The 19,325-nt window shown below is 61.0% G+C and carries 16 protein-coding genes and 2 tRNA genes; 9 read left to right on the forward strand and 9 right to left on the reverse strand.

From position 1 onward, the window contains the following. The first annotated feature begins 21 nt into the window (after positions 1-21). Together JNK74_08405 and JNK74_08410 are read left to right on the forward strand one after the other, a co-directional pair. Entirely contained in the window at positions 22-495 is a 474-nt protein-coding gene (locus JNK74_08405) for a type II toxin-antitoxin system VapC family toxin (GenBank protein ID MBL7646195.1), read from the forward strand. 1 nt (position 496) lies between these two features. Next, positions 497-694: a hypothetical protein gene (locus JNK74_08410; GenBank protein MBL7646196.1), complete on the forward strand. Its 198-nt coding sequence runs from the start codon at positions 497-499 to the stop codon at positions 692-694. A 166-nt stretch (positions 695-860) separates the two neighbouring features. On the opposite strand, the gene JNK74_08415 is transcribed toward JNK74_08410, so the two are convergent. From JNK74_08415 to JNK74_08425, 3 genes are all read right to left on the reverse strand, one after another. Beyond that, the gene (locus tag JNK74_08415; GenBank protein MBL7646197.1) at positions 861-1,772 is read right to left on the reverse strand and encodes a polysaccharide deacetylase family protein; all 912 of its coding nucleotides are present in this window, start codon (positions 1,770-1,772) and stop codon (positions 861-863) included. Between the two features lie 116 nt (positions 1,773-1,888). After that, a complete protein-coding gene (locus JNK74_08420; protein MBL7646198.1) occupies positions 1,889-2,959 on the reverse strand; it encodes an isochorismatase family protein in 1,071 nt (356 codons plus the stop codon). A gap of 68 nt (positions 2,960-3,027) precedes the next feature. Next, the gene (locus JNK74_08425) at positions 3,028-6,084 is read right to left on the reverse strand and encodes a c-type cytochrome (protein ID MBL7646199.1); all 3,057 of its coding nucleotides are present in this window, start codon (positions 6,082-6,084) and stop codon (positions 3,028-3,030) included. A gap of 292 nt (positions 6,085-6,376) precedes the next feature. Here JNK74_08425 and JNK74_08430 point away from each other — a divergent pair, with 292 nt between their 5' ends. Both JNK74_08430 and rimK read left to right on the forward strand, forming a co-directional pair. Next, positions 6,377-6,982 (forward strand): hypothetical protein, encoded by a 606-nt coding sequence (locus tag JNK74_08430; GenBank protein ID MBL7646200.1) that lies wholly within the window; start codon positions 6,377-6,379, stop codon positions 6,980-6,982. 165 nt (positions 6,983-7,147) lie between these two features. Then, positions 7,148-8,053, forward strand: coding sequence for a 30S ribosomal protein S6--L-glutamate ligase (gene rimK, locus JNK74_08435; GenBank protein MBL7646201.1), 906 nt, complete (start codon positions 7,148-7,150; stop codon positions 8,051-8,053). 18 nt (positions 8,054-8,071) lie between these two features. Here rimK and JNK74_08440 read toward each other — a convergent pair. The 3 genes from JNK74_08440 to JNK74_08450 all read right to left on the reverse strand — a co-directional run bounded on the left by JNK74_08440 (position 8,072) and on the right by JNK74_08450 (position 11,782). Further along, a tRNA-Cys gene (locus JNK74_08440) sits at positions 8,072-8,145 on the reverse strand. 164 nt (positions 8,146-8,309) lie between these two features. Next, the gene (locus JNK74_08445; protein MBL7646202.1) at positions 8,310-10,286 is read right to left on the reverse strand and encodes a DUF3604 domain-containing protein; all 1,977 of its coding nucleotides are present in this window, start codon (positions 10,284-10,286) and stop codon (positions 8,310-8,312) included. A 20-nt stretch (positions 10,287-10,306) separates the two neighbouring features. Further along, positions 10,307-11,782 carry a hypothetical protein gene (locus tag JNK74_08450; protein ID MBL7646203.1) on the reverse strand — a complete coding sequence of 492 codons (1,476 nt, stop codon included), beginning with the start codon at positions 11,780-11,782 and terminating at the stop codon, positions 10,307-10,309. 166 nt (positions 11,783-11,948) lie between these two features. On the opposite strand from JNK74_08450, the gene JNK74_08455 reads away from it, so the two are divergent. Beyond that, complete coding sequence (locus JNK74_08455) at positions 11,949-12,782, forward strand: hypothetical protein (protein ID MBL7646204.1); 834 nt, start codon at positions 11,949-11,951, stop codon at positions 12,780-12,782. A gap of 118 nt (positions 12,783-12,900) precedes the next feature. On the opposite strand, the gene JNK74_08460 is transcribed toward JNK74_08455, so the two are convergent. After that, positions 12,901-13,791 (reverse strand): fasciclin domain-containing protein, encoded by an 891-nt coding sequence (locus JNK74_08460; GenBank protein MBL7646205.1) that lies wholly within the window; start codon positions 13,789-13,791, stop codon positions 12,901-12,903. 251 nt (positions 13,792-14,042) lie between these two features. Here JNK74_08460 and JNK74_08465 point away from each other — a divergent pair, with 251 nt between their 5' ends. The 3 genes from JNK74_08465 (at position 14,043) to JNK74_08475 (ending at position 16,747) form a co-directional block, all read left to right on the forward strand. Further along, the gene (locus tag JNK74_08465; GenBank protein MBL7646206.1) at positions 14,043-15,089 is read left to right on the forward strand and encodes a metallophosphoesterase; all 1,047 of its coding nucleotides are present in this window, start codon (positions 14,043-14,045) and stop codon (positions 15,087-15,089) included. A gap of 169 nt (positions 15,090-15,258) precedes the next feature. Beyond that, the gene (locus tag JNK74_08470; GenBank protein MBL7646207.1) at positions 15,259-16,281 is read left to right on the forward strand and encodes a fructose-bisphosphate aldolase class I; all 1,023 of its coding nucleotides are present in this window, start codon (positions 15,259-15,261) and stop codon (positions 16,279-16,281) included. A gap of 151 nt (positions 16,282-16,432) precedes the next feature. Beyond that, positions 16,433-16,747 carry an HPF/RaiA family ribosome-associated protein gene (locus JNK74_08475; protein MBL7646208.1) on the forward strand — a complete coding sequence of 105 codons (315 nt, stop codon included), beginning with the start codon at positions 16,433-16,435 and terminating at the stop codon, positions 16,745-16,747. Positions 16,748-16,995: 248 nt separating this feature from the next. Here JNK74_08475 and JNK74_08480 read toward each other — a convergent pair whose 3' ends face one another. Together JNK74_08480 and JNK74_08485 are read right to left on the reverse strand one after the other, a co-directional pair. After that, a complete protein-coding gene (locus JNK74_08480; GenBank protein ID MBL7646209.1) occupies positions 16,996-18,345 on the reverse strand; it encodes a PQQ-binding-like beta-propeller repeat protein in 1,350 nt (449 codons plus the stop codon). 143 nt (positions 18,346-18,488) lie between these two features. After that, positions 18,489-18,575, reverse strand: a tRNA-Leu gene (locus JNK74_08485). Positions 18,576-18,851: 276 nt separating this feature from the next. On the opposite strand from JNK74_08485, the gene JNK74_08490 reads away from it, so the two are divergent. Then, positions 18,852-19,211 (forward strand): hypothetical protein, encoded by a 360-nt coding sequence (locus JNK74_08490; GenBank protein MBL7646210.1) that lies wholly within the window; start codon positions 18,852-18,854, stop codon positions 19,209-19,211. The last annotated feature ends 114 nt before the right edge of the window (positions 19,212-19,325 follow it).

Raw genomic sequence — 19,325 nt, forward strand, 5'->3', positions numbered from 1 at the left:
ATTCAGCGCATGGGATTCAATATGCGGGAAAGTGTCTACGTTGAAACATCGGTAGTTTCCTATTTGACGGCCCGATCCGCCAGCGATCCGCAAGTGGCTGTGCTGCAATCGATGACCATGGCGTGGTGGCGACGGCGCGATCAATTTGACGTTTTTACATCTCCCGTCGTTTTGCGCGAAGCAGGGCGAGGTGACCCGGAACAGGCTGTTCGCCGGCTCGACGCACTGAAGACCCTTAGGGTTTTGGAGTTGACCTTGGACGTCGCAACGGTCGCGGAACGTTTGATGCAAGCGGGGGCGTTGCCGCGCAAGGCCGAGGATGATGCGTTTCATGTGGCGACCGCCGCCGTGAACGGTATGGATTACTTGTTGACTTGGAACTGTAAGCATATTGACAATGCACAACTGAAGCCCGTCATGCGCAGGGTATGTTCCGAATCCGGCTTCAATTGTCCCGAGATATGCACACCTCGGGAACTCATGGGAATTGCCTGACATGGAAGATGAGGTATCGAAAGAGCTTTGGCAGGTCAAAGAGGAAATCGCCGCCGAGCACAACCATGACATTAAGGCGCTCTTCGCGTTTTTTAAGTCAGCCGAGTTGGCGTACCAGACCGATCCCGCCACCTTCGCACGGTACGTGGTGCGGGAGGGGGGCGTGAATCCGTTTCCCAGCAAGGATCCGGGGGCGTAGCAACGCAGAACCCGGATTCTCGCTGGGCGGGAAACACTGAGCACGTGGCGGGAGCGCCCTCCGGCAAAGCTCGGTTTGGCCTGTCGTGTTAACGGAAAATGGCCCGATATCAATTGCCAGCCGTGACAAATTCGGGAATGGTTCTTGGATCGGATAGTGCAGCGGGTCAACTTGGCACGGGCGCCTCGTACAACTTCCGCATCTCGGTGTCGTACACCTGATTCAGGCCCACGGCCTTTTCCGTGCGGCGGCGCGTGGCTTCTTCGTTGGTGGCCAGGTACTCAACGACTTCATTGGGTTCGGCTATCCAGACGTCGTCGCTGCCGACTTCCTTGACCGCCTCGAAGCGCGCTCGAAGTTCTTCGGCGGTACAGTCTTTCGCCGCATGGATAGGCTTGCCCGGCATGGGGCAGTGGCAGTAGTCCACCACCCAGCCCTGGGTGGCGCGGGCCTGGTGGAGGCGCTTGTAAGGGTCGAAGAGGGAGTAGAAGGGGCCGGGGTAGGCCGTGTGCAGGGGGCAGCGGCCAAGCCACAGCAGGTCGGTGTCGAAGGTATTCACCCAATCGTAGATCGTAAGGATGGCCTTGTAGCCAGCCTCGTCTGCGACGGCGATTGCCGGGGGGTGACCGGGATTGCTTCCGGGCACGGTGAAGATGGGGATCTCGCAGCCCAGTGCGTCCGCGAGCACTTTGCGCGCCTCGGTCACTTCCACTGCGGCGTTCTCATGGGTCACGCCTACGTGGGTCATGGAGTGGCAGGAGGCTCCCCAACCTTCCGCGATGAGGTCTTTCATCTGTTTGGGGCTCAGGATCATCATGTCGTGGTAACTGCTGCCGGGCACGTTGCGCTTCACGCCCAGCTGTGAGGAAACGAGGGCGACATGGCCGGGGTAGCCGAACTCGCGGTGGATGGGTACGGCGTATTTCAGGAGGTCCTCGCAGCCTTCATCGTAGGTGATGGAGTAGACCCATTTTTTGCCGTCTTTCCAGGGGCCGGGGGTGTCGGCGGCTCCGGCGGGGCTTGCGGCGGCGAGACCGGCGGCGGCGCCGGTGAGGGAGAGGAAACTACGACGATCCATGCTGGGGCTCCTTGGGCGCTTTCGCGCCGATGGGTCTTGTGGGTCTTATGGGGTCTTATGGGGTCTTATGGGGTCTTATGGGGTCTTATGGGGTCTTTGCGACCCGGCGGACCCATTTACTTGTTTGCAGGGGCTTCTAGCGGCTTGATCCAGGATACTTGCGTGATGAGTTGATTGAGTGAAGCGAAGGAGATCGCCGCGTTGGTCGCGTAGGCGGGGGAGCTGTTGGCCGGGAAGGTGGCCATGGTTGCGTCGCCCACGAGAAAGACATTGAAGTCCTTTGAGAAGTTTTCATAGCCGCAGGTGGTGCTCTTGTAGCACATGTCGGTGGCGTAACCGGTCAACAGGATGTGACGAATGCCGTGCTCCTTGAGAAAGTCTCGGATCTTGTCGTAGCCGTCGGCGTCGTAGTGCACCACGTCGTTGGGGGCGACGTCGATGGTGTCCACGACGGGCACGGGGAGTTCCCAGAAGCCGGGACCGTTGTAATGATCGGATGCGTCGAGGCCGGGGAATTGCTGGAAGTAGGCGGCGACTTCACTTTTCTCGGGGAGGGTTATTTTTTCGGGCAGGCTGCCCGCGTTATAGTTGAAGCCGTTGAGGACCTCGGCGAGTTCCTTCTTGCCTTCGGTTCGCTCCGCGTCGGTGGGTATTTTTCGGATGGTGCGGTAGATTTTTTCCAGGGGTGTGCGCTCTTCACCGCGCTGGCTGTAGACCACCATACCCACCTGTTCGCGCAGTGACTTCAAGAAGGGGTTCAATACTTCTTTGATGTGGAGGTGGGAGATGTGGTTTTTTGTGGGCGTGCAGAAATCGGCAACGCCCGCGGGCTGGGGGGTGCGCCAGCCCTGCTGATCGTCAATGGCCCAGGGATGGACTACGATGATGGCCGTTTCGCTCGCCTTGAGGCGATTGGGCATCTCGATGATGCCCCTGGCATTGTAGGAGAATCGCCAGGCGCGTACGTCGAGATCGCCATCCGCATCGTTTACGAGGATGGGCGCTTCATAACGTGTTTCTTCGATGACCGGCTGAACATACTGGGGGAAGTCGCCGAGAATGGGCGCCGGGTTTTCCAGTTTGGTGAGGGTGTTGTGGTAGGTTGTGTGGTGCGGGCTTCCGTCGATCGCAAGGCCTTTTTCTTCCGCGACGACCGATGACGCGGCTACGGCGATCAGCGCGATCATCCGAAAGCTGACGAGTATTCTCATGGGACTATGCTCCTGCGTTTCGATTCATTTTGTTGATCCGAGGGTCAGTGCTTCGCCGGTACTTCTTTCAGCTGGAGGTAGGCGAACAAGTCGCGGACATCGTCGGGTGAGAGGGGTGTGAGGACGCCTTCGGGCATCAAAGACAGCCCGGCCTCTTCAATGGTCTCGATATCGCCCATGGCAATGGTGGTCTTGACGCTGTTCGCGTTCAGAAGGGTCACACTGCCGGGGCTTCGCTCGGATATGAGCCCGTTGTAGAAGCCGCCGTCTTTCGTTTCCACGGCGAATTGGACATACTCTTTGCGGACCACCATGTTGGGATTGACCATGCTGCCCAGCATGTACTCCGTGTCCATGCGGTTGGCCTGGGTGAGCTCGGGTCCCACGGCATTGCCTTCGCCGAAGAGCATGTGGCACTGGGCACAGTTCGCGGTGAAGACCTCCTTGCCCTTGACAGGATCGCCCGGCTTCGCGCGCAGGTCGTTGTTGAGGCGGCGCATCTCGGCCAGGAGGAATTCGGGCGTGCCCCCGCTGACGTTGCCCCAGTGCTTCTTTACCAGCGCATCAAGTTCTTCGCTCTTATGCTGGGCCACGCGGCGGAGTTCGGAAACCGGGACCTCTTCTGCCTTCAGCGAGCCACTGTCCACGAGAAGGAGGAAATCCCGCGTCCAGGCCGCCCGGCTCAGGAGCACCTGCCGCGCGACGGGCTGGAGTTCGGCGGGCAGGGTTGCGTAGCCCGATGTGAGGGTCGCGCCAATACCTGGATCGTCGAAGCGCCGCAGGGTATCCAGCGCCGAGCCGCGAAGGGCCTGCGATGGATCGGTCATGACAATGTCGAGCAGTTCGGGAACAATGCTGCTGCCCGCGGCGCGGGACACGGTATCCAAGAGACGCTGGCGGTCGACTTCCGGTGCGGCGGCGTCACGCACGATGCGTGATGCGGCTTCGAGTGCGGCCGGGTCCTGGAGCTGGGTGGCGAGGGCCAGGCGAACGGACACTTCCGGCGCCTCTTTCCACAGCGCCAGGAGCTTTTCCGCGAGTGAAGAGGCCAGGGGCGGGGCGGACTTCCCTGAAGTGTTCTCGGACTTCGTTTCGGAGAATTCGTCGTAGATTCCAGCCGCTTTGGTGCTCGCGCGGCCCTCGCGATCGGCGAGGCCAAGTTCCACGGCCTCAAGCAGGGCGTTCATCTGGTCGGGGGTGTGCGCGGCCTCCAGCGCGGCGGCGCAGTCGTAATCCCGCATGTCTGTACCGTCGGCCACATAGCGGCGAATCAATCGCGGCAAGATGAAATCATCGGTGAGGGATCCGCGCGTTGCCAGAAGGTCGTCCAGGTGTTTTCCTGTTTCGGCGGTGTGGCGTTCGATGGCCCACCAGGTCAGGAGCGGGATAAAGAGGTCTTTCGTCTCCTGACTGTTTTTCAGAATACCGGAAACGATGCCGAGGGCCGCATCGGGAGAAACGCGCTGTGCGGTGGCGGCGAGCTGGGCCTGCACCCGAACATCCTTCTCCGTGGTGGCGAGGGTGGCGAGGGCCTCTCCTGCTTCGCGGGATGGCGCGCCGTGATCCGCCAGCAGGCGCACAGCCCAGAGGCGAAAGGCGTGGTCCTCGTGGTCGAGCAAATCAACCAGGCCCTTTTCATCAAGCTGGCCGCTGGCGTAGAGGGCCCAGAGTGCTTCGAGGGAGAGTTCCCGATTCTCCTTTTGCCATACTTTCTCCGTGATTGCCGGTTCCACGTCTTTTGTGTCGCGTGTGGAGAGCAACACGCGCGCGCGGCGCGCGAACCAGGCGTTCTTGTGGTCAAGGAGAGCGACGAGGGCGGCATTATCCAGCTCCCGCAGGTCAAAGGCGGGCTCCACGGCCAACCCTTTTGGCGCAATGCGATAAACGCGGCCATTGGTCTTGTCCCAGGACGCGTCCGGATCGGGGTGGGCCATGCGCGAATCGTTCCAGTCGCAGACATAGAGCGCGCCATCGGGACCGGTGGTCAGGTCGCTGGGTGCGAACCAAGTGTCGTTGCTCTCCAGCACGATGCCGCCGTGTCGTGATTCAAAAGTGGCGCCGAGGGGCTTGACGGTATTCCAGGTCACGTTGTGGGAGAGTAAATTGTTGGTGACGTAGCTTCCCGCGATGGGCGGGCCAAAGGCGCCGCCGCGGTACATGTGCCCGCCGTCCACCACGTGTCCGCCTACGGGGTCGAGTTGGGTCACGTGCTCGAAATAGCCGTAAGTAAAGGGATTGTGGAGGTCGCCGTGCTTGCCGAAGCTCTTCCAGTAGTAGGCGCCCTGCATGCCGTGGACCATGATGTAGGGGCCAAAATTGGTGCTGGCGAGGGCCTGACCTTCCGCGTCGAAGTCGAGGCCCCACATGTTGCCGCCGCCCTCGCAGAAGAGTTCGAAGGCCTTGGTGCGCGGGTGGTATCGCCAGATGCCCTGCTGGAATTCGATGCCGCGAATGTTGGCGGTCACGGTGCTGCCCTGAAGGCCGTAGAGCCAGCCGTCCGGGCCCCACGTGAGGGAATTGGCCACGGAGTGAGCGTCCTCCATGCCGAAGCCGGTCAGGCACACTTCCGGGTCGCTATCGGGCACGTCGTCCCGATCTTTGTCGGGATAAAAAAGCAGGTACGGCGTCTGGATGACGAAAACGCCGTCATAGCCGAAAGCCACACTGGAGGCCAGATTCAGGCCCTCGATAAAGTCCTTCGAAGTTTCGGCGACGCCGTCGAGGTCTTCGTCGATGAGAATGGTGACCTTGTCGCCGCCCTTCGGGCCTTTCGGCGGGGCCTCGGGCATGCGGTCGTATTTTGTGCGTGAATAGCGGTCGACCGAAACCCGCTTGAGCCCCTCGGGGTTGGGGTATTGGAGGTACTGCACCACCCACATGCGGCCCCGGTCGTCAAATTCGATGGCGACAGGCTGGCGCACCATGGGCTCGCTGGCGTAGAGGGCGACCTGGACGTCCTCGGGAACGGTCATTTTTGCGGCGGCCTCTTCGGGGCCATAGCCCTGAGCGGCGGCACCACGGGCCAGCGCGATAGCAGCGAGGAGACAGCTTGTGGACAAGGCGGGGGAGAATCGGGAAACAGCGCGGGCGAAATCCAACATCAGTAAGCACATCCTTTTTGGAATCATGGTGTTCTGCAACAGCCCCGACGGCTTGGAGGGTGGCGGAGACGATGCCTGACGCGTGCCAAACCTGCCGCGCCAGTGTAGCGACCGGCCCAGGCGTTTGCAAACCGGAAATTTGTCTGTTGGGGCGGGGCGCGCACTTATGCAATACTGGAGCGGCATGGGCCCGCCGCACGTGTAGAGCGCGGCCGGGGTTCCGGGTACTTGTGGTAGTCTGCGGGCTGGTCCGGGGCATTATGCGGGCCGGGCCCCGGGAGGGATTGGGACCGTGATTTCCGTAGAATGTCCGGCGTGTCGGCAGGGTTTGAACATACCCGACGAATTTGCGGGCCAGTCGGGGCGATGCAATTATTGCGGTAGCATCGTCGTGGTGCCGATTGCGTCTGGTGCGTCCCCATCGACCGCCCTGGCCGATTTGCCCTTCACGACGCCGAGACGGCCGGCCCGGCCCGGTGCGGGTATGCTCGCGAACGAGGCGGAGCACGGGGGTGGGGCGGGGGCTAGTTTTGGACGCATTGTGCTGTTCTCGTTTCTCGCGCTGCTTCTGACGGCCTGCCTTCTTCCCGCGCTGGTGATAGGTTTCAGTGCCAGGACGGGTCCGGAAGAGACCTATCGGCCCCGGAGTGTACCCGTGGCGCGGGGCACAGCGGGCGCCCCGATTGCTCCGCTTCCGGCGGCGGCACCGACGCCCGCCGCGCCCCCCGACGAGGTGAAAGCGCCGCCCGAGGATGAAAAGCGGATCGTGGTCGTGGGGCCGAACGGGGGGGCCTACCACAAGACGGGGTGCCGCCTGGCGGGTAATGGCGCACAGGCCACGACCCTGGGCAAAGCACGCGAGCGCGGCATGGTTCCCTGCCCCACCTGCGGCGGTTGACTCCGCGGGACGGGACCCACGGGACGGAATATCGCCAATTCGTTTGCGGAATCGCGGGGAAACATGTACCATTCATCCGCCCCGCCCGGGCCGCGTTCACGGAGGCGTAACGCGGTGCAGTTTCCACTTGGCGGCGGGGCGAAGAAACACCGTGAAAGGACAACAATGAAGATCGGGATATTGTCCACCAATGCCAGGATATATTCGACATCCAGGCTGGTGGAGGCGGGGCAGCAACGGGGCCACGAAATGCGTGTAATCAACCACAAGCGCTGCTACATGAGCATCGCCTCGATGAACCCGACGATCCACTACAACGGTGAATCCATCGAAGATCTGGATGCGGTTATTCCCCGCATTGGCGCATCGGTGACGTTCTACGGCACGGCAGTGCTGCGTCAGTTCGAGATGATGGACGTATATCCCGTGAATGAGAGCGTGGCCATCAGCCGCTCACGTGACAAGCTGCGGGCGATGCAGCTTCTTGCGCGCAAGGGCATTGGCCTGCCGGTGACGGGATTTGCGCGCGAGCCCGATGATATCGACGACTTGATCGACATGGTGGGCGGCGCGCCGCTGGTGGTGAAGCTGCTCGAAGGCACGCAGGGCATGGGTGTGGTGCTGGCTGAGACCAAGCAGGCGGCGAAGAGCGTGATTCAGGCGTTCTACGGTCTGGAAGCGAACATTCTGGTCCAGGAGTTTATCAAAGAAGCGGGCGGCGCCGATATCCGTTGTTTCGTGGTGGGCGACAAGGTCGTTGGCGCCATGAAGCGTCAGGCGGCCGCGGGGGAATTCCGCTCCAACCTGCACAGGGGCGGCACGGCTTCCCTGGAGAAGATCACGCCCCAGGAGCGGGCCGTGGCGCGATCGGCCGCCCGAGCGCTGGGCTTGAACGTGGCCGGCGTGGATATTCTGCGATCGAATCACGGCCCCGTGGTGATGGAGGTGAATTCTTCGCCGGGTCTGGAAGGAATTGAAGCGGCCACAGGCAAGGATATTGCCGGGGAGATAATCCAGTTTATTGAGGCGAATGCAAAGCCCGGAAAGACCGGTACGAAGGGGAAGGGGTAACCCCGGAGAAGAAAAAATTGGAGGCGGCACCCGGATTTGAACCGGGGATAAGGGCTTTGCAGGCCCCTGCCTTACCACTTGGCCATGCCGCCTCACGAGGGGTGCCAAAGTATAATAAACGGCGGCGGAGCATGTCAAATGAATGGCGCACCCGCGCATCGGATCGGATTGATCAGACCGATCGGACGGATCAGGCCGATCGGTTCGATGAAACCGGGCACACGCCGACTTTAGTGCCGGCGGCGGAATTTATCCATTACTTCGCTATCCACACGGGTGAGGACCAGGCCATGGCGATCCGCTTGTGCACGAGTTTCTGCTGGCGCAGTCGAGTGTAGTAAATCGCGCCCGGGGAAGACGTTGCATCCTCCCACGTCGCTTCGAAGTCCAGGGCCTTGGGCTCCCAGCGCTGAACGACCGTGAAGGCCGCTTCGCCGGGCAGCCAGCGTAACACTTCCACCCATTCAATCACGTCTGTGCCGTGGGCCTTGACGTGGACCTCGCCATTATCCTGGTGGGGCGCCTGCTGTCCCATGGGAGCCCCGTTGACGTCAAAATTGAGGATGATCTTGGCGCCCGTGGTCGCGTAGGTATGCTTGTCATAGAGTCCCTGGAAAATGGCGTCGCGGTCGAGGCTCGTGGCGCGGACGGCCGCCAGGCCATACATGGCGATGCCGGGGTGAGCGCGATGATCGTCGGACGAGCCGATCACGGAGACCTGAAGGCCCAGGCGCAGGGCGTCCTGGAGGTTGACGGCGCCTTCCGCACTCTTCGACTCCACGGTGAAGTCGCTCTGCTCGAAGGCCAGGGGATGGGCCGGGTCGAAAGCCTCGCTCAAGCCGTGGCCGGAATACATCTCGAAGTTCCGGCGCAATTCTGGATTGTCCACCGAGAATTCAACACCACGCGGAAACTTGCCGGTGTGGTGCGGAATGGTGAGGGCGTTGCCCTTTTCCAGAACTTCCCATAGCTGGGGGAGGGTGGACTCTTTGGGGAAGACGAGGGGGCCGGGCTCGTCGCGGAAGTAGACGTTGTGGTGGCCCCAGGGCGGGCCGAAACTGCATTCATAGGCGTGGAGCGTGACGAAGCTGCCGGGCACGTAGTAGGCCCGGGTCTGGTTGTTGTACTCCTCCCAGTTGGCGTTGTTCAGGCCGCGCATGAGCCCATCTTCCAGCGACATGGCGTGGTCGGTCATGGCGTAGAAATCCAGGCTGGACACAAAGCGCGCATAGGTGAAGTTGTCGCGTCCGACGCCGTCCCAACTGTAGCGCGTGTGGGAGTGGAGGTCGCCCCAGTAGAGCGCCCGCTCGGGGAGGGCCTCCGTAACTTCGGTCGGGTTTCCCAGCAATTCCCGTTTCTCGTCGGCCCACACGCCGTTAATGCGCACAATTCCCGTCGTGGTTGCCGTTACTTCAAACTCGTTCCAGGCGTGGTCGCGGTAGATGGAAAGGGCTTCGGGGCCGGTGACGCCTTCGGGGTAGGTCAAGGTGAAGGTGGCCGGGCCGGTGGCGGGGTTGAACTCTTTGTCCAGCATGGCGATGCGGCACAGGAAGGGGGTGCCCGCCTGCGCGTTTGACGGTGCATGAATCTGGGCATAGACCGGCTTACCCGGCAGGGCCTCCAGGGTGAGGTCGGAGGCGTGAAGCTCGAAGCGGCTGTCGCCGTCCGGATCGAGGGCGATGAGAATGGGAAGGGGGAGTGCGGAGACCGCAGCGCCCCAGTAGCCTTTGCTGCCGCCCGAGGTGTCGCCATAGACCACGTTGATGGCATCGCCGGCTTTCAGTGCTCCCTCAGCCACGACGACCCGCACCACGAACACGAAGCGCTCGCTGCGCCCATCCATGCTTTTCTTGGGGTGCTTGATCAGGGTTTCGTCGCGCTCATCTTCTACGATGCAAAGGAGTTTGACGCCGCTCGCCGTTGTGTTCGCCGTGATGTAGTTGTCGAGCTTCGGATCTTTGGTCTGGAGGCGATTACCCGAATTGCGCGGACCGGAGTGCCACTCGTCGGGCAGTTCCACCCGGATACCGCCGCCCTGCACGATGTCGCTTTCACCGACCGTGTAGGTGACGGTCCAGGTGCCGTATTCGCCCGAGATGCCTTTGTCGGGGTTAACCGAGGCGGTGCCGAGCGTGGCGTAGGCTTCGGGAATCATGACGGCTTCGGGTACGGTGGTCTGGGCCGCGACCACCGCGGCAGACAGCAACGAGGCGGCCAATATCAAGAATCGCATTGGATACTCTCCCAAATGTATTACAGGTAGAAGGCGTAAATGTCGCCGGTGATTAGCTCAAATTCCAAGCGGAGGGGCTTGCCTTTCAACTCGGACAGCGGGCGTTGCCATTTCACGGGCGCTTCGAGGTGATCGCCCCGAATGGGCGTCATATCCGCAAAATCGAAACCCGGTACAGGCATCCCCGCCTCGTCCAGCACACGAATCTTCAGGGAGCCGTCTACCTTGACGTTTACGCGTAGATCGGTGGCCTCCAACGAGAGCAGGGGTGTCAACACGTTGCCATACTTCGCATCCGACCCCCGCGAGACGTAGCGATCTTTCTTGATCGTTACCAGTCCGATCTGGCGCTCTTCGAAGCGATTTACCTTGTGGCCGTGCGCGTAGCCGCCGTAGTACAGGTAGACGTCGTCCTTCACGGGCACCTGCTCATCAATCCAGGCGTGGGAATGGTCCCAGGCCTTCGGGTCCATGTCGCGCTCGAAGTACGGATCCAGATCGCGGACCCAGTGCTCGCCGTCGCGGCTCCAGGCCAGGGCGGTGTAGCCCGTGCCGTAGGCATCCGGCGGGTTCGGGGGATCGTCGGCTTTCAAGTCATCGCGAAGGACCTTGACCATGCCGATGGTGAGGTCACCGCGCTGGAGGAATCCGTCCATCGCATAGAACTGCACTTCACCTTCTTCGCGTGCCGTGTCGGGGAGCACGACATGGTGCGCCGGGCTCCAGTGGACGAGGTCGTCACTGGTGGCCTGCATGGTGATGCGCCGTTTGCCTTCCCAGAACTCGCTTTCACGGTAGACCGAGGCAATGGCTACGTAGCGGTTGCGGATTGCGTCGCGGTAGATGCCGCTGATGTCGTGATTGTGACGGAGCACGGTGCCTTCGGCGAGGGCTGTCCAGTTCAGGCCATCCGGGGAGGCCGCTACGCGCAGCCCGTCGCCAAAGTACCAGCCATACTTGAATCGTTGCGCGGGATCGGCGGTTTTCGGGCCTTCGTCGATGACGCTGACGCCAAACTGAACTTCGCCCGGCACGTCCAGGGTGCGCGCGGGCCGATCCCAGCGGATGCCATCGGCGGATTCCATGTAGCCCAGTCTGGAGCGCACACCGTTCTTGTCTTCGGTTCTATGTCCGTACCAGATGCGGAAGCGGCCAGAGGTCTCGTCGCGGTGTACCGACAGGTAGGGCTGGAAGCAGCCGTCTTCGATTCCCGTGACGACCGGATTTGGAATCTTGATGCTGCGATCCGGCTTATGCACGCCGCGCACGGCGGTGGACGACGGATCCACGAGGTAATCGTCGATGAAGAGGTGGGGGCCCGCGCCCAGCGCGATGGGTGCGGAGGATTGGGGCGCCTGGCCCGGCGAGTAAAGGGTGGCGTGCTCGTAGCTTACTGGTAGGTCTTCACACGGGGGCAGTTCATCTGCCGGAGCGATCCCGGGGAGCGCCAGCGCCAGACTCAGCAGAAGGCGGTAGAAGCGATGGTTAGAGTTCATGAACAGGTTTCCTCAGTGGAGGCCAGTAGGGTACGCTCTTTCAGTCGACTGCGCCGCTCGTGCGATGGGAGACAGGATAACATACGGGCCTCGGGGTGGGAAGTGTCACCCGCCGGGCCATTCCATCGTGTATCGCGGTCACGACGCGCCAAGGGAGACGTAGAACATGAGCACCCCAAGTCCCGCCCGACTGCATGTACTGATAGCGCGCGACGCTCCGACCGCGCTGGTGATCCGTCGCGGACCGGCGAAGAGCGTCTGCACCTTCTCCTGGGACCTAAAGAACGATATAGTTGCTTTGGCGCAGTGGATGTCGGGTCGCATCTATGAACGACGCTGCGATCTGTCGCCCGATGGCAGGCACTGGATCTACTTCGCCATGAACGGGCAATGGGGGAGCAAATCGAAGGGTTCCTGGACGGCCGTGGCCTGCGCGCCGTGGCTCAAGGCGAAGATCTTCATGCCCAAGGGCGACTGCTGGCAGGGGGGCGGGCTATTCCTGGACAATACGCGGTACTGGGTTAATGGCGGCGCGTGCCACCAGGAACCCGAATGCCAGACGCGAGGGCTTGCAGAGGAGCGCAGTTACAGGCCGCCGGAGTGGTACGGTGGCGAATGCCTTACCGTGTACTACAATCGACTTCAACGGGATGGCTGGCTCCTGACCTCTCTTCAGAGCCAACGAAATCCCCATTTGCTTACCGTGTTCGAGAAAGGGTTGCCCAAAGGCTGGACGCTGCAGAAGATCTGCCGGATTCGGACGGGGCGGGTGCAGGGAAAGGCGGTCTACTTCGATGAACACGCCATGGTCAATGAGGACGGGGAGCTGCTGTCCTTTCCAACCTGGGAGTGGGCGGAGTGGGTGGATGGTCATGTGGTGTATGCGGAGGGGGGAAAGCTGTTGCGCCGTTCTGTCCTGTCTTCCCGGAAGCCGGGCCCGCCGAAGCTTATTCATGATTTCAATCGTTATACCTTTTCTGCGATCGCGGCGCCCTATTGACTCACCGGTCCAGCATTTCGGTTCCCCGGGAAAAAACGAAGGCCGGGCAGGGGGGAGATCTGGCCGGCCTTGCACCGGGAGCGCAGGGGATTGGACTTCACCCTGCGTGAGGAGGCTATCAGCCGGGCAGGATTACGGTGTCGATGACGTGTATGACGCCATTCGTGCCGACGATATCGGTCGCCGTTACTTTGGCGCCATTGATAGTGACCGTATCCCGTTTCGACTTGATGGAGACATCGCCGCCCTGTACCGTGGTGGCCTTGCTCAACCCTGCGACATCCGCCGCCATGACTTTGCCGGGTACCACGTGATAGGTCAGAATGGCCGCCAGTTTGGCTTTGTTCTCAGGCTTCAGCAGGTCTTCCACCGTGCCTGCGGGGAGCTTGGCGAAGGCTTCGTTCGTCGGCGCGAAAATGGTGAAGGGACCCTCCCCGGAGAGCGTTTCCGCCAGACCAGCCGCGGTAACCGCCGCCACGAGGGTACTGAAATCTTCATTGCCTGCAGCAATCTCCACGACATTCTTCGGAAGGAGCACGGTGTCGATCACGTGTATCACGCCGTTCGAGCAAATGATATCGGCAGCGGTTACGGTTGCTCCATTGATTTTCACACCGTCCGACGCATCCACGGCGAGATCCTGCCCGAAGACGGTGGGAGCGCTTTTCAGCCCCGTTACATCCTTGGCCATCACTTTACCCGACACGACGTGGAAGAGAAGGATGGACTTTAGTTTTTCCGGATTCGCCAGCAGGGCCTCCACGGTGCCCGCCGGCAGTTTGGCAAAGGCCGCGTCGGTGGGCGCGAAGACTGTGAACGGTCCCGCACCCGAGAGGGTTTCCGCGAGTCCCGCGGCCTTTACAGCGGCCACGAGGGTGCCGAAGTCACCCGCGGCTACCGCAGTTTCAACAATGGTCTTTTCTTCAGCAGCTTGCGCGACATTGAGCGGCGCTGAGACTGCGGCAACCGCCACGGCGGCCCCTGTTATCCATTTGCTTACCTTGGTCATCGAAACAGTCTCCTTGGTTGGGTGGATGTGTTGTCTAAGTTTTGTATATTTTATTCGCTAAGATCTTGGCGCTGTCGAAGTAATTCCGAGGGGATTTGATCGTATGTCAAAATATTCGTCTAACTTTAGTTTGACAAGATATCCGCAGGTCAACGTACTTCCGGAGGGGCCCCAGGCTCCTGTAGACTGGCGGGGCCGGTGACGTGGCGACGCGGGTAGCTTTGGAAACCTTGCGATGAGGAGGAAATTACATGATCAGAATCCCCGTGTTGAGTCCTGGGCTGTTGCTGTTGCTGTCGATAATCGCCTTCGGGGTGCCGGCGCTGGAGCCCGCTCCCGAAGGTACGTTCAGCGTGGTCGTTTTGCCGGACACACAGGGCTATGTGATTGGAGGAAAGAGAATCGAGGCGGGGGATACCGGCCCCGTATCCAACCCGGTGTTTGAGGCGCATACCCGCTGGATCGTTGACAACCTGGCGTCGCAGCGCATTGTTTTCGTGAGTCACGTGGGGGATATTGTCGACAAGAACGTGGACGCCCAATGGGTCGTGGCGAAGGAACAGATGGACCGTCTCCACGGCAACGTGCCCTATGCGATCGTCGTGGGGAACCACGACATGAAGTCGGACGGCGATTCATCACTTTTCCAGCAGTACTTTCCAGCGAGTCGCTTCGAGGGGTTGGCGTGGTATGGTGGTTACTACGCGGGCGATCCTGAGCGGCCGGGGCACTCCGGGAACAATGCGAACAGTTTCCAGCTCTTTTCGGCGGGCGGTCTCGATTTCGTGATTCTCCATTTGGAATGCAACGCGCCGGACGGCGTATTGACCTGGGCCGAGGGCGTGCTGGCGGCGCACCGGGAACGGATCGCCCTGATCACCACCCATATGGACCTGGGGCCCTTGCAGGAACCCGCGAGCAGTGAGGGATTCATCAAGGACCCCAAGGGGCGGATGCGGTGGAGCAAGTGTCACGGCGCGCGAGGGAATACACCGCAGCAACTCTGGGAAAAGTTTTACCGGAGGCAGCCGAATCTATTGATGGTTTTCTCGGGCGATCAGAGCCGCACGAGCGCGCTCTATCTGCCGCTGGCGGGGGAGCATGGGAACACGGTGCACGCCTTGTTGAGCGACTACACCTCCAGCGGCCCGCTGCGCATCTACCGCTTCAACCCGGCGGCGGGGGAGATCGCGGTGATTACCTACGACACGAGTACGGACGAGGTAATCTCGGATTCGACCTACGTGAAGGGGCGGGAGAACCATCAGTTTATTATCAAGCACGATTTTGGAAAATGAGATTGGGGGATCGCGCGACTTTTTCGCCCCATTTCGGAGAAACTCGTGTACAATAGTTTCAGGAAGGACGAAACGGCGGGGCCCGCCCGAACGAGTTGACCCCTCCCGCCGCAGGTTTGGCGCAATGCCGCCCGCGGAGTCCATGAGCACCGAAAGAAGGAGCTTTGAGATGGACGTGAAGGCCCTGATGGCTACGGCGGCCGCCATGGTTGCCGGGGACCGCGGCATCCTGGCGATGGACGAAAGCACTCCGACCTGCGACAAGCGCTTTGCCCAGTACCAAATTCCCATGACGGTGGAATACCGTCAGGCCTACCGCGAGATGATCGTCACCACACCCAACTTGGGGGAGTGCATCAGCGGCGCGATACTTTTCGACGAGACCATCCGCCAGTCCACTCGGGGCGGTATGCCCTTCGTCGAAGTGTTGAAGCTGGCGAACATCATTCCCGGTATCAAGGTGGATGGCGGTACGAAAGATCACCCGGGCTTTCCCGGCGAGAAGATCACCGAGGGCCTGGACGGCCTCGGCGCACGCCTCAGGGAGTATTACGGCATGGGCGCGCGCTTTGCCAAATGGCGAGCGGTCATCACCATCGGAGAAGGCCTGCCCACTCGGGGCAATGTGGAGGCCCATGCTCTTGCGTTGGCGCGCTACGCGGCCCTCTGCCAGGAAGGGGGACTTGTGCCGATCGTGGAACCGGAAATTCTGATGGACGGTGCGCACGATCTTGATCGGAGTTTCGTCGTTTCGCGCGACGTGTGGCGAACGGTCTTCGATCAGCTTTTGCTGCAGCGCGTTGATTTACGATGCATGATCCTGAAGCCCGGCATGGTGCTTCCCGGAAAGGATTGCCCCGATCAATCCAGCGTGGAGGCCGTGGCCGAGGCGACTGTGCGCGCCCTGCTCGATACGGTGCCCGCATCCGTACCGGGCATTGCGTTTCTATCCGGCGGACAGAGCGACGAACTGGCGTCCGCACGGCTCAGCGCCATGAACGCCAAGTATCGCGGCCAGGTTCCCTGGGCGCTGGCTTTTTCCTATGCCCGCGCGATTCAGGCCCCCGCGCTGAAGATTTGGTCGGGCCAGGAGGCCAATGTCGAAGCTGCACAGAAGGCGCTCTATCATCGCGCAAACTGCAACAAAGCCGCGCGGCGCGGTGAATATTCTTCCGCCATGGAAGGTAAGTAATACGAACAGCCCGGACGCCAGGCCCTGCACCGGAGGGTGCCTTGGAATTGGCGACGGGCTGAATATATTAAGGTAGTGAATTTCGCTTCGTCGGCCCTGGCCGGCTCCCTGGCAGGGCCTCGAAGCGCGCGAACGAAGAAGGAGCATCGGTATGCAAGTTAATGTACGCACCGACAACCACATCGCGGGCCGCGAACGACTCGCCAGCTACATCACCTCGGTCGTGGAAGACACTCTTTCCCACTTCCGCCAGCGCATTACGCGCGTCGAGGTGCACCTGAGCGACGCAAACGGGCATAAGCCCGGCGCGGACGACAAACGTTGCGTGATGGAAGTTCGCCTCGAAGGGCAGCGCCCAATCGCCGTGAGCCATTCCAGTGGCAGCGTGGACGAAGCGATCAGCGGGACGGCCAGCAAGCTGAGGCGACTGGTCAACGATACGCTGCGACGGAAACGCGATAACTGAGATTGCGGTGCATGAGTATTTTGCGCGCGGGCCGGGATTCCGGCCCGCGCGGTTTTTCTTTCTGGACTTCCCAGGCTCATGCGAACATGCTGGTCCTCCAACAGGAATACGCAAGGCTGGGAGCGCAGGCGGCTCGCCCGCATTCGGTGCCGCGGCCACCGCTGGGAGCGCAGGCGTCCCGCCTGCATTCGGTGCTGTAGTGACCGGCGATATGTCGTTACGGTGAGGGCGTCAGCCTCCAGCAGTTTTCAAGGTTCGGCGATGCAATACAAAAAGTTGTTTCCCTTCAGCAGCAATTCATCACCCACCACCAAGGGCGAGGCGTCGAAACCATCTTCCAGCTCATTGACGGCGAGCACTTCGAAATGGTCGCCGTGGGCGATGACCGCTATCTTTCCGCCGCGATCAGGCAGATAGATATGGCCGCCCGCGCCGACCGGGGACGCGAAGATCTGGCGCAGTCCGTTCAAGCGCTCGCCGGTATATATAACTTCGCCGGTTTTCGCATTGACGCAGGTGAGGAGAGGCTTGATGTCCTCAACAAAGTAGAGTCGTTCACCATAGAGCAGGGGGGTGGAAATGTAGGGCGTGGCTTTGTCGAGCGACCACGCGATCCCATCGGTTCCGTCCAGATTTCCCATTCGGTCGAGGGCAATGGCCTTGAGGGAAAACTGCTTGAAGTTGCTCGAGCAATAGACCAGGCCGTTTCCGACAAGGGGCGATGGGATGGTGTTGTTGGTAAGCCCCGCGCACTCCCAGACAATATCGCCGGTCTGTTCATCGTAGGCGCGAATCTTGTTCGTAGCCGTGGTTATGATTTGCCACGATCCGTTTACCTCTACGGCGACGGGTGTCGACCACGCCGAACCCTCTTCCCGCTCCTTTACCCAGCGCGGTTCACCGGATTGCTTGTCGAAGGCCCATATCTTTGATCCGTCCTCATGGTCCTGAACCACGGCAACCGTGTTTCCCGCGAGCACCGGCGAACTGCCTTCGCCGAAATTGAACTTCATCTTCATTGGATCCAGATCCCTGCTCCAGCGGGGATTTCCATCCATGTCGAAGCAGTGCAGGCCCCGCGAACCAAATCCGGCCCACACGAGTGTTCCATCCGTCACGGCGGACTGGGGCGCGAAGCTGCCCGCGGGGTGGTGTCCTTTGTGGGGCACCGTCGAGCGCGCGGTTCGCGTCCACACTACGTCGCCCGAGTCCCGGCTTAGACAGACTACATCGAAGTTGATATCCACCTTTGGATGGGGCTGGGGAGGCGGGTCCACGCCGCGCGGCTGCTCCCGGCTGTCCGGCCTGCGCGTGGCGAAACTCTTTTCGTCGGAAGAGTTTGCCGCAAGGATAAAGATTCGGTCGCCCCACACCACCGGCGTAGATTGCCCCGTGCCGATCAGGGGCACTTTCCACTTCACATTCTGCGTTTCGCTCCACGTGGTCGGCGGGTTGCCTGTGGCATATCCCGTGCCATCGGAACCACGCCACGCGGACCAGTGCGGTTGGGCCGTCGCTTTGGGAGCCAGAAGGGTGAAAATGTGGCAGGACAGTAGAAGAAGTGTCCGGGTTGCAGCGGTTTTGCGATTCTGGGTCACCGGCAAGGCTCCTGTGGTTGTTTGCACTAATCAAAATAGCACAAACAACGCCGGGTAACGTATGGGGGAAGCGCTTCGGGATTGGAGAATCGCGGCGTGAAAACGATGTGCGGCGAAGAAAGGAAGGGTGCCGGAGCTAAGAATGGTGGGCGAGGCGGGAATCGAACCCGCACGGGATTGCTCCCAACAGATTTTAAGTCTGTCGTGTCTGCCGATTTCACCACTCGCCCACGGGGTGTTTCTGGTCGGGGAGCCGACGCTGGAGGCCGGACTATACCTCAGGTACTTCCCATGTCGCAAGTTTTGGTGGTGTGAAACCCTTGGATTACGTGAATTTTTGACGGGCGGGCGGGTAATTGTTCATTGACGTGACCGATAACCGGACACTCAATGTGTTCGGGTGTTTGTGTTCCATATTTCTCCGGCATGTGTGGAACTTTTGTGACAGAATGGGGATGAACGAAGTAGCGGGAATGGGACGGGCATAACGCCGGAGGGCTTTTCTGATGCATGAGAAGTTTCGCGAAGCGTGGAAGGCGGCGGGGTACATCGCCAGCGGTTTGAGCAGCGATTTTCCGGGCCAGAAGATGGAAGTGACTTTTCACAATCGGGGGGCGGTGCAGAAGACCGTGTGTTCGGTGAAGGAAATCGGCCACGTGATTGAAACCTATTGCCGAAAGTTTCCCATGGCAACGGTGTACTATCATGGTGAGAACGCTTGCGGGTTTGCGGCGGAGCTTCGCTGCCACTGCGGCCATGAGAAGTCTCGGGGCTGTTGCAAGGACGGCGGTCATCATCGGGCCAAGGTCCTGGTGAGTCTTGTATCATCGGACGAGAAGGCGGGTGTGCCGGGTTCGGGAGGCTGACCCGCTATTGTCCTTACGCCGTAGGAGTTGCATCGCGTTCGCGCGACGGCTAAGCTGTCCATCTCTTTGGGTCGGGCAGCGGCCCTGGCGGGTGAGGTCCCGGTTTACGGGGCG

It is taken from the genome of Candidatus Hydrogenedentota bacterium (genome assembly GCA_016791475.1).
Taxonomy (GTDB): Bacteria; Hydrogenedentota; Hydrogenedentia; order Hydrogenedentales; family JAEUWI01; genus JAEUWI01.

Bases quoted from the DNA above. Each gene is read 5' to 3' on its own strand.
- rimK (MBL7646201.1), top strand. From the start codon at position 7,148: ATGAAGATCGGGATATTGTCCACCAATGCCAGGATATATTCGACATCC.
- JNK74_08405 (MBL7646195.1), top strand. From the start codon at position 22: ATGCGGGAAAGTGTCTACGTTGAAACATCGGTAGTTTCCTATTTGACG.
- JNK74_08470 (MBL7646207.1), top strand. From the start codon at position 15,259: ATGGACGTGAAGGCCCTGATGGCTACGGCGGCCGCCATGGTTGCCGGG.
- JNK74_08490 (MBL7646210.1), top strand. From the start codon at position 18,852: ATGCATGAGAAGTTTCGCGAAGCGTGGAAGGCGGCGGGGTACATCGCC.
- JNK74_08450 (MBL7646203.1), bottom strand. From the start codon at position 11,782: ATGAACTCTAACCATCGCTTCTACCGCCTTCTGCTGAGTCTGGCGCTG.
- JNK74_08410 (MBL7646196.1), top strand. From the start codon at position 497: ATGGAAGATGAGGTATCGAAAGAGCTTTGGCAGGTCAAAGAGGAAATC.
- JNK74_08425 (MBL7646199.1), bottom strand. From the start codon at position 6,084: ATGTTGGATTTCGCCCGCGCTGTTTCCCGATTCTCCCCCGCCTTGTCC.
- JNK74_08420 (MBL7646198.1), bottom strand. From the start codon at position 2,959: ATGATCGCGCTGATCGCCGTAGCCGCGTCATCGGTCGTCGCGGAAGAA.
- JNK74_08465 (MBL7646206.1), top strand. From the start codon at position 14,043: ATGATCAGAATCCCCGTGTTGAGTCCTGGGCTGTTGCTGTTGCTGTCG.
- JNK74_08445 (MBL7646202.1), bottom strand. From the start codon at position 10,286: ATGCGATTCTTGATATTGGCCGCCTCGTTGCTGTCTGCCGCGGTGGTC.
- JNK74_08415 (MBL7646197.1), bottom strand. From the start codon at position 1,772: ATGGATCGTCGTAGTTTCCTCTCCCTCACCGGCGCCGCCGCCGGTCTC.
- JNK74_08475 (MBL7646208.1), top strand. From the start codon at position 16,433: ATGCAAGTTAATGTACGCACCGACAACCACATCGCGGGCCGCGAACGA.
- JNK74_08460 (MBL7646205.1), bottom strand. From the start codon at position 13,791: ATGACCAAGGTAAGCAAATGGATAACAGGGGCCGCCGTGGCGGTTGCC.
- JNK74_08455 (MBL7646204.1), top strand. From the start codon at position 11,949: ATGAGCACCCCAAGTCCCGCCCGACTGCATGTACTGATAGCGCGCGAC.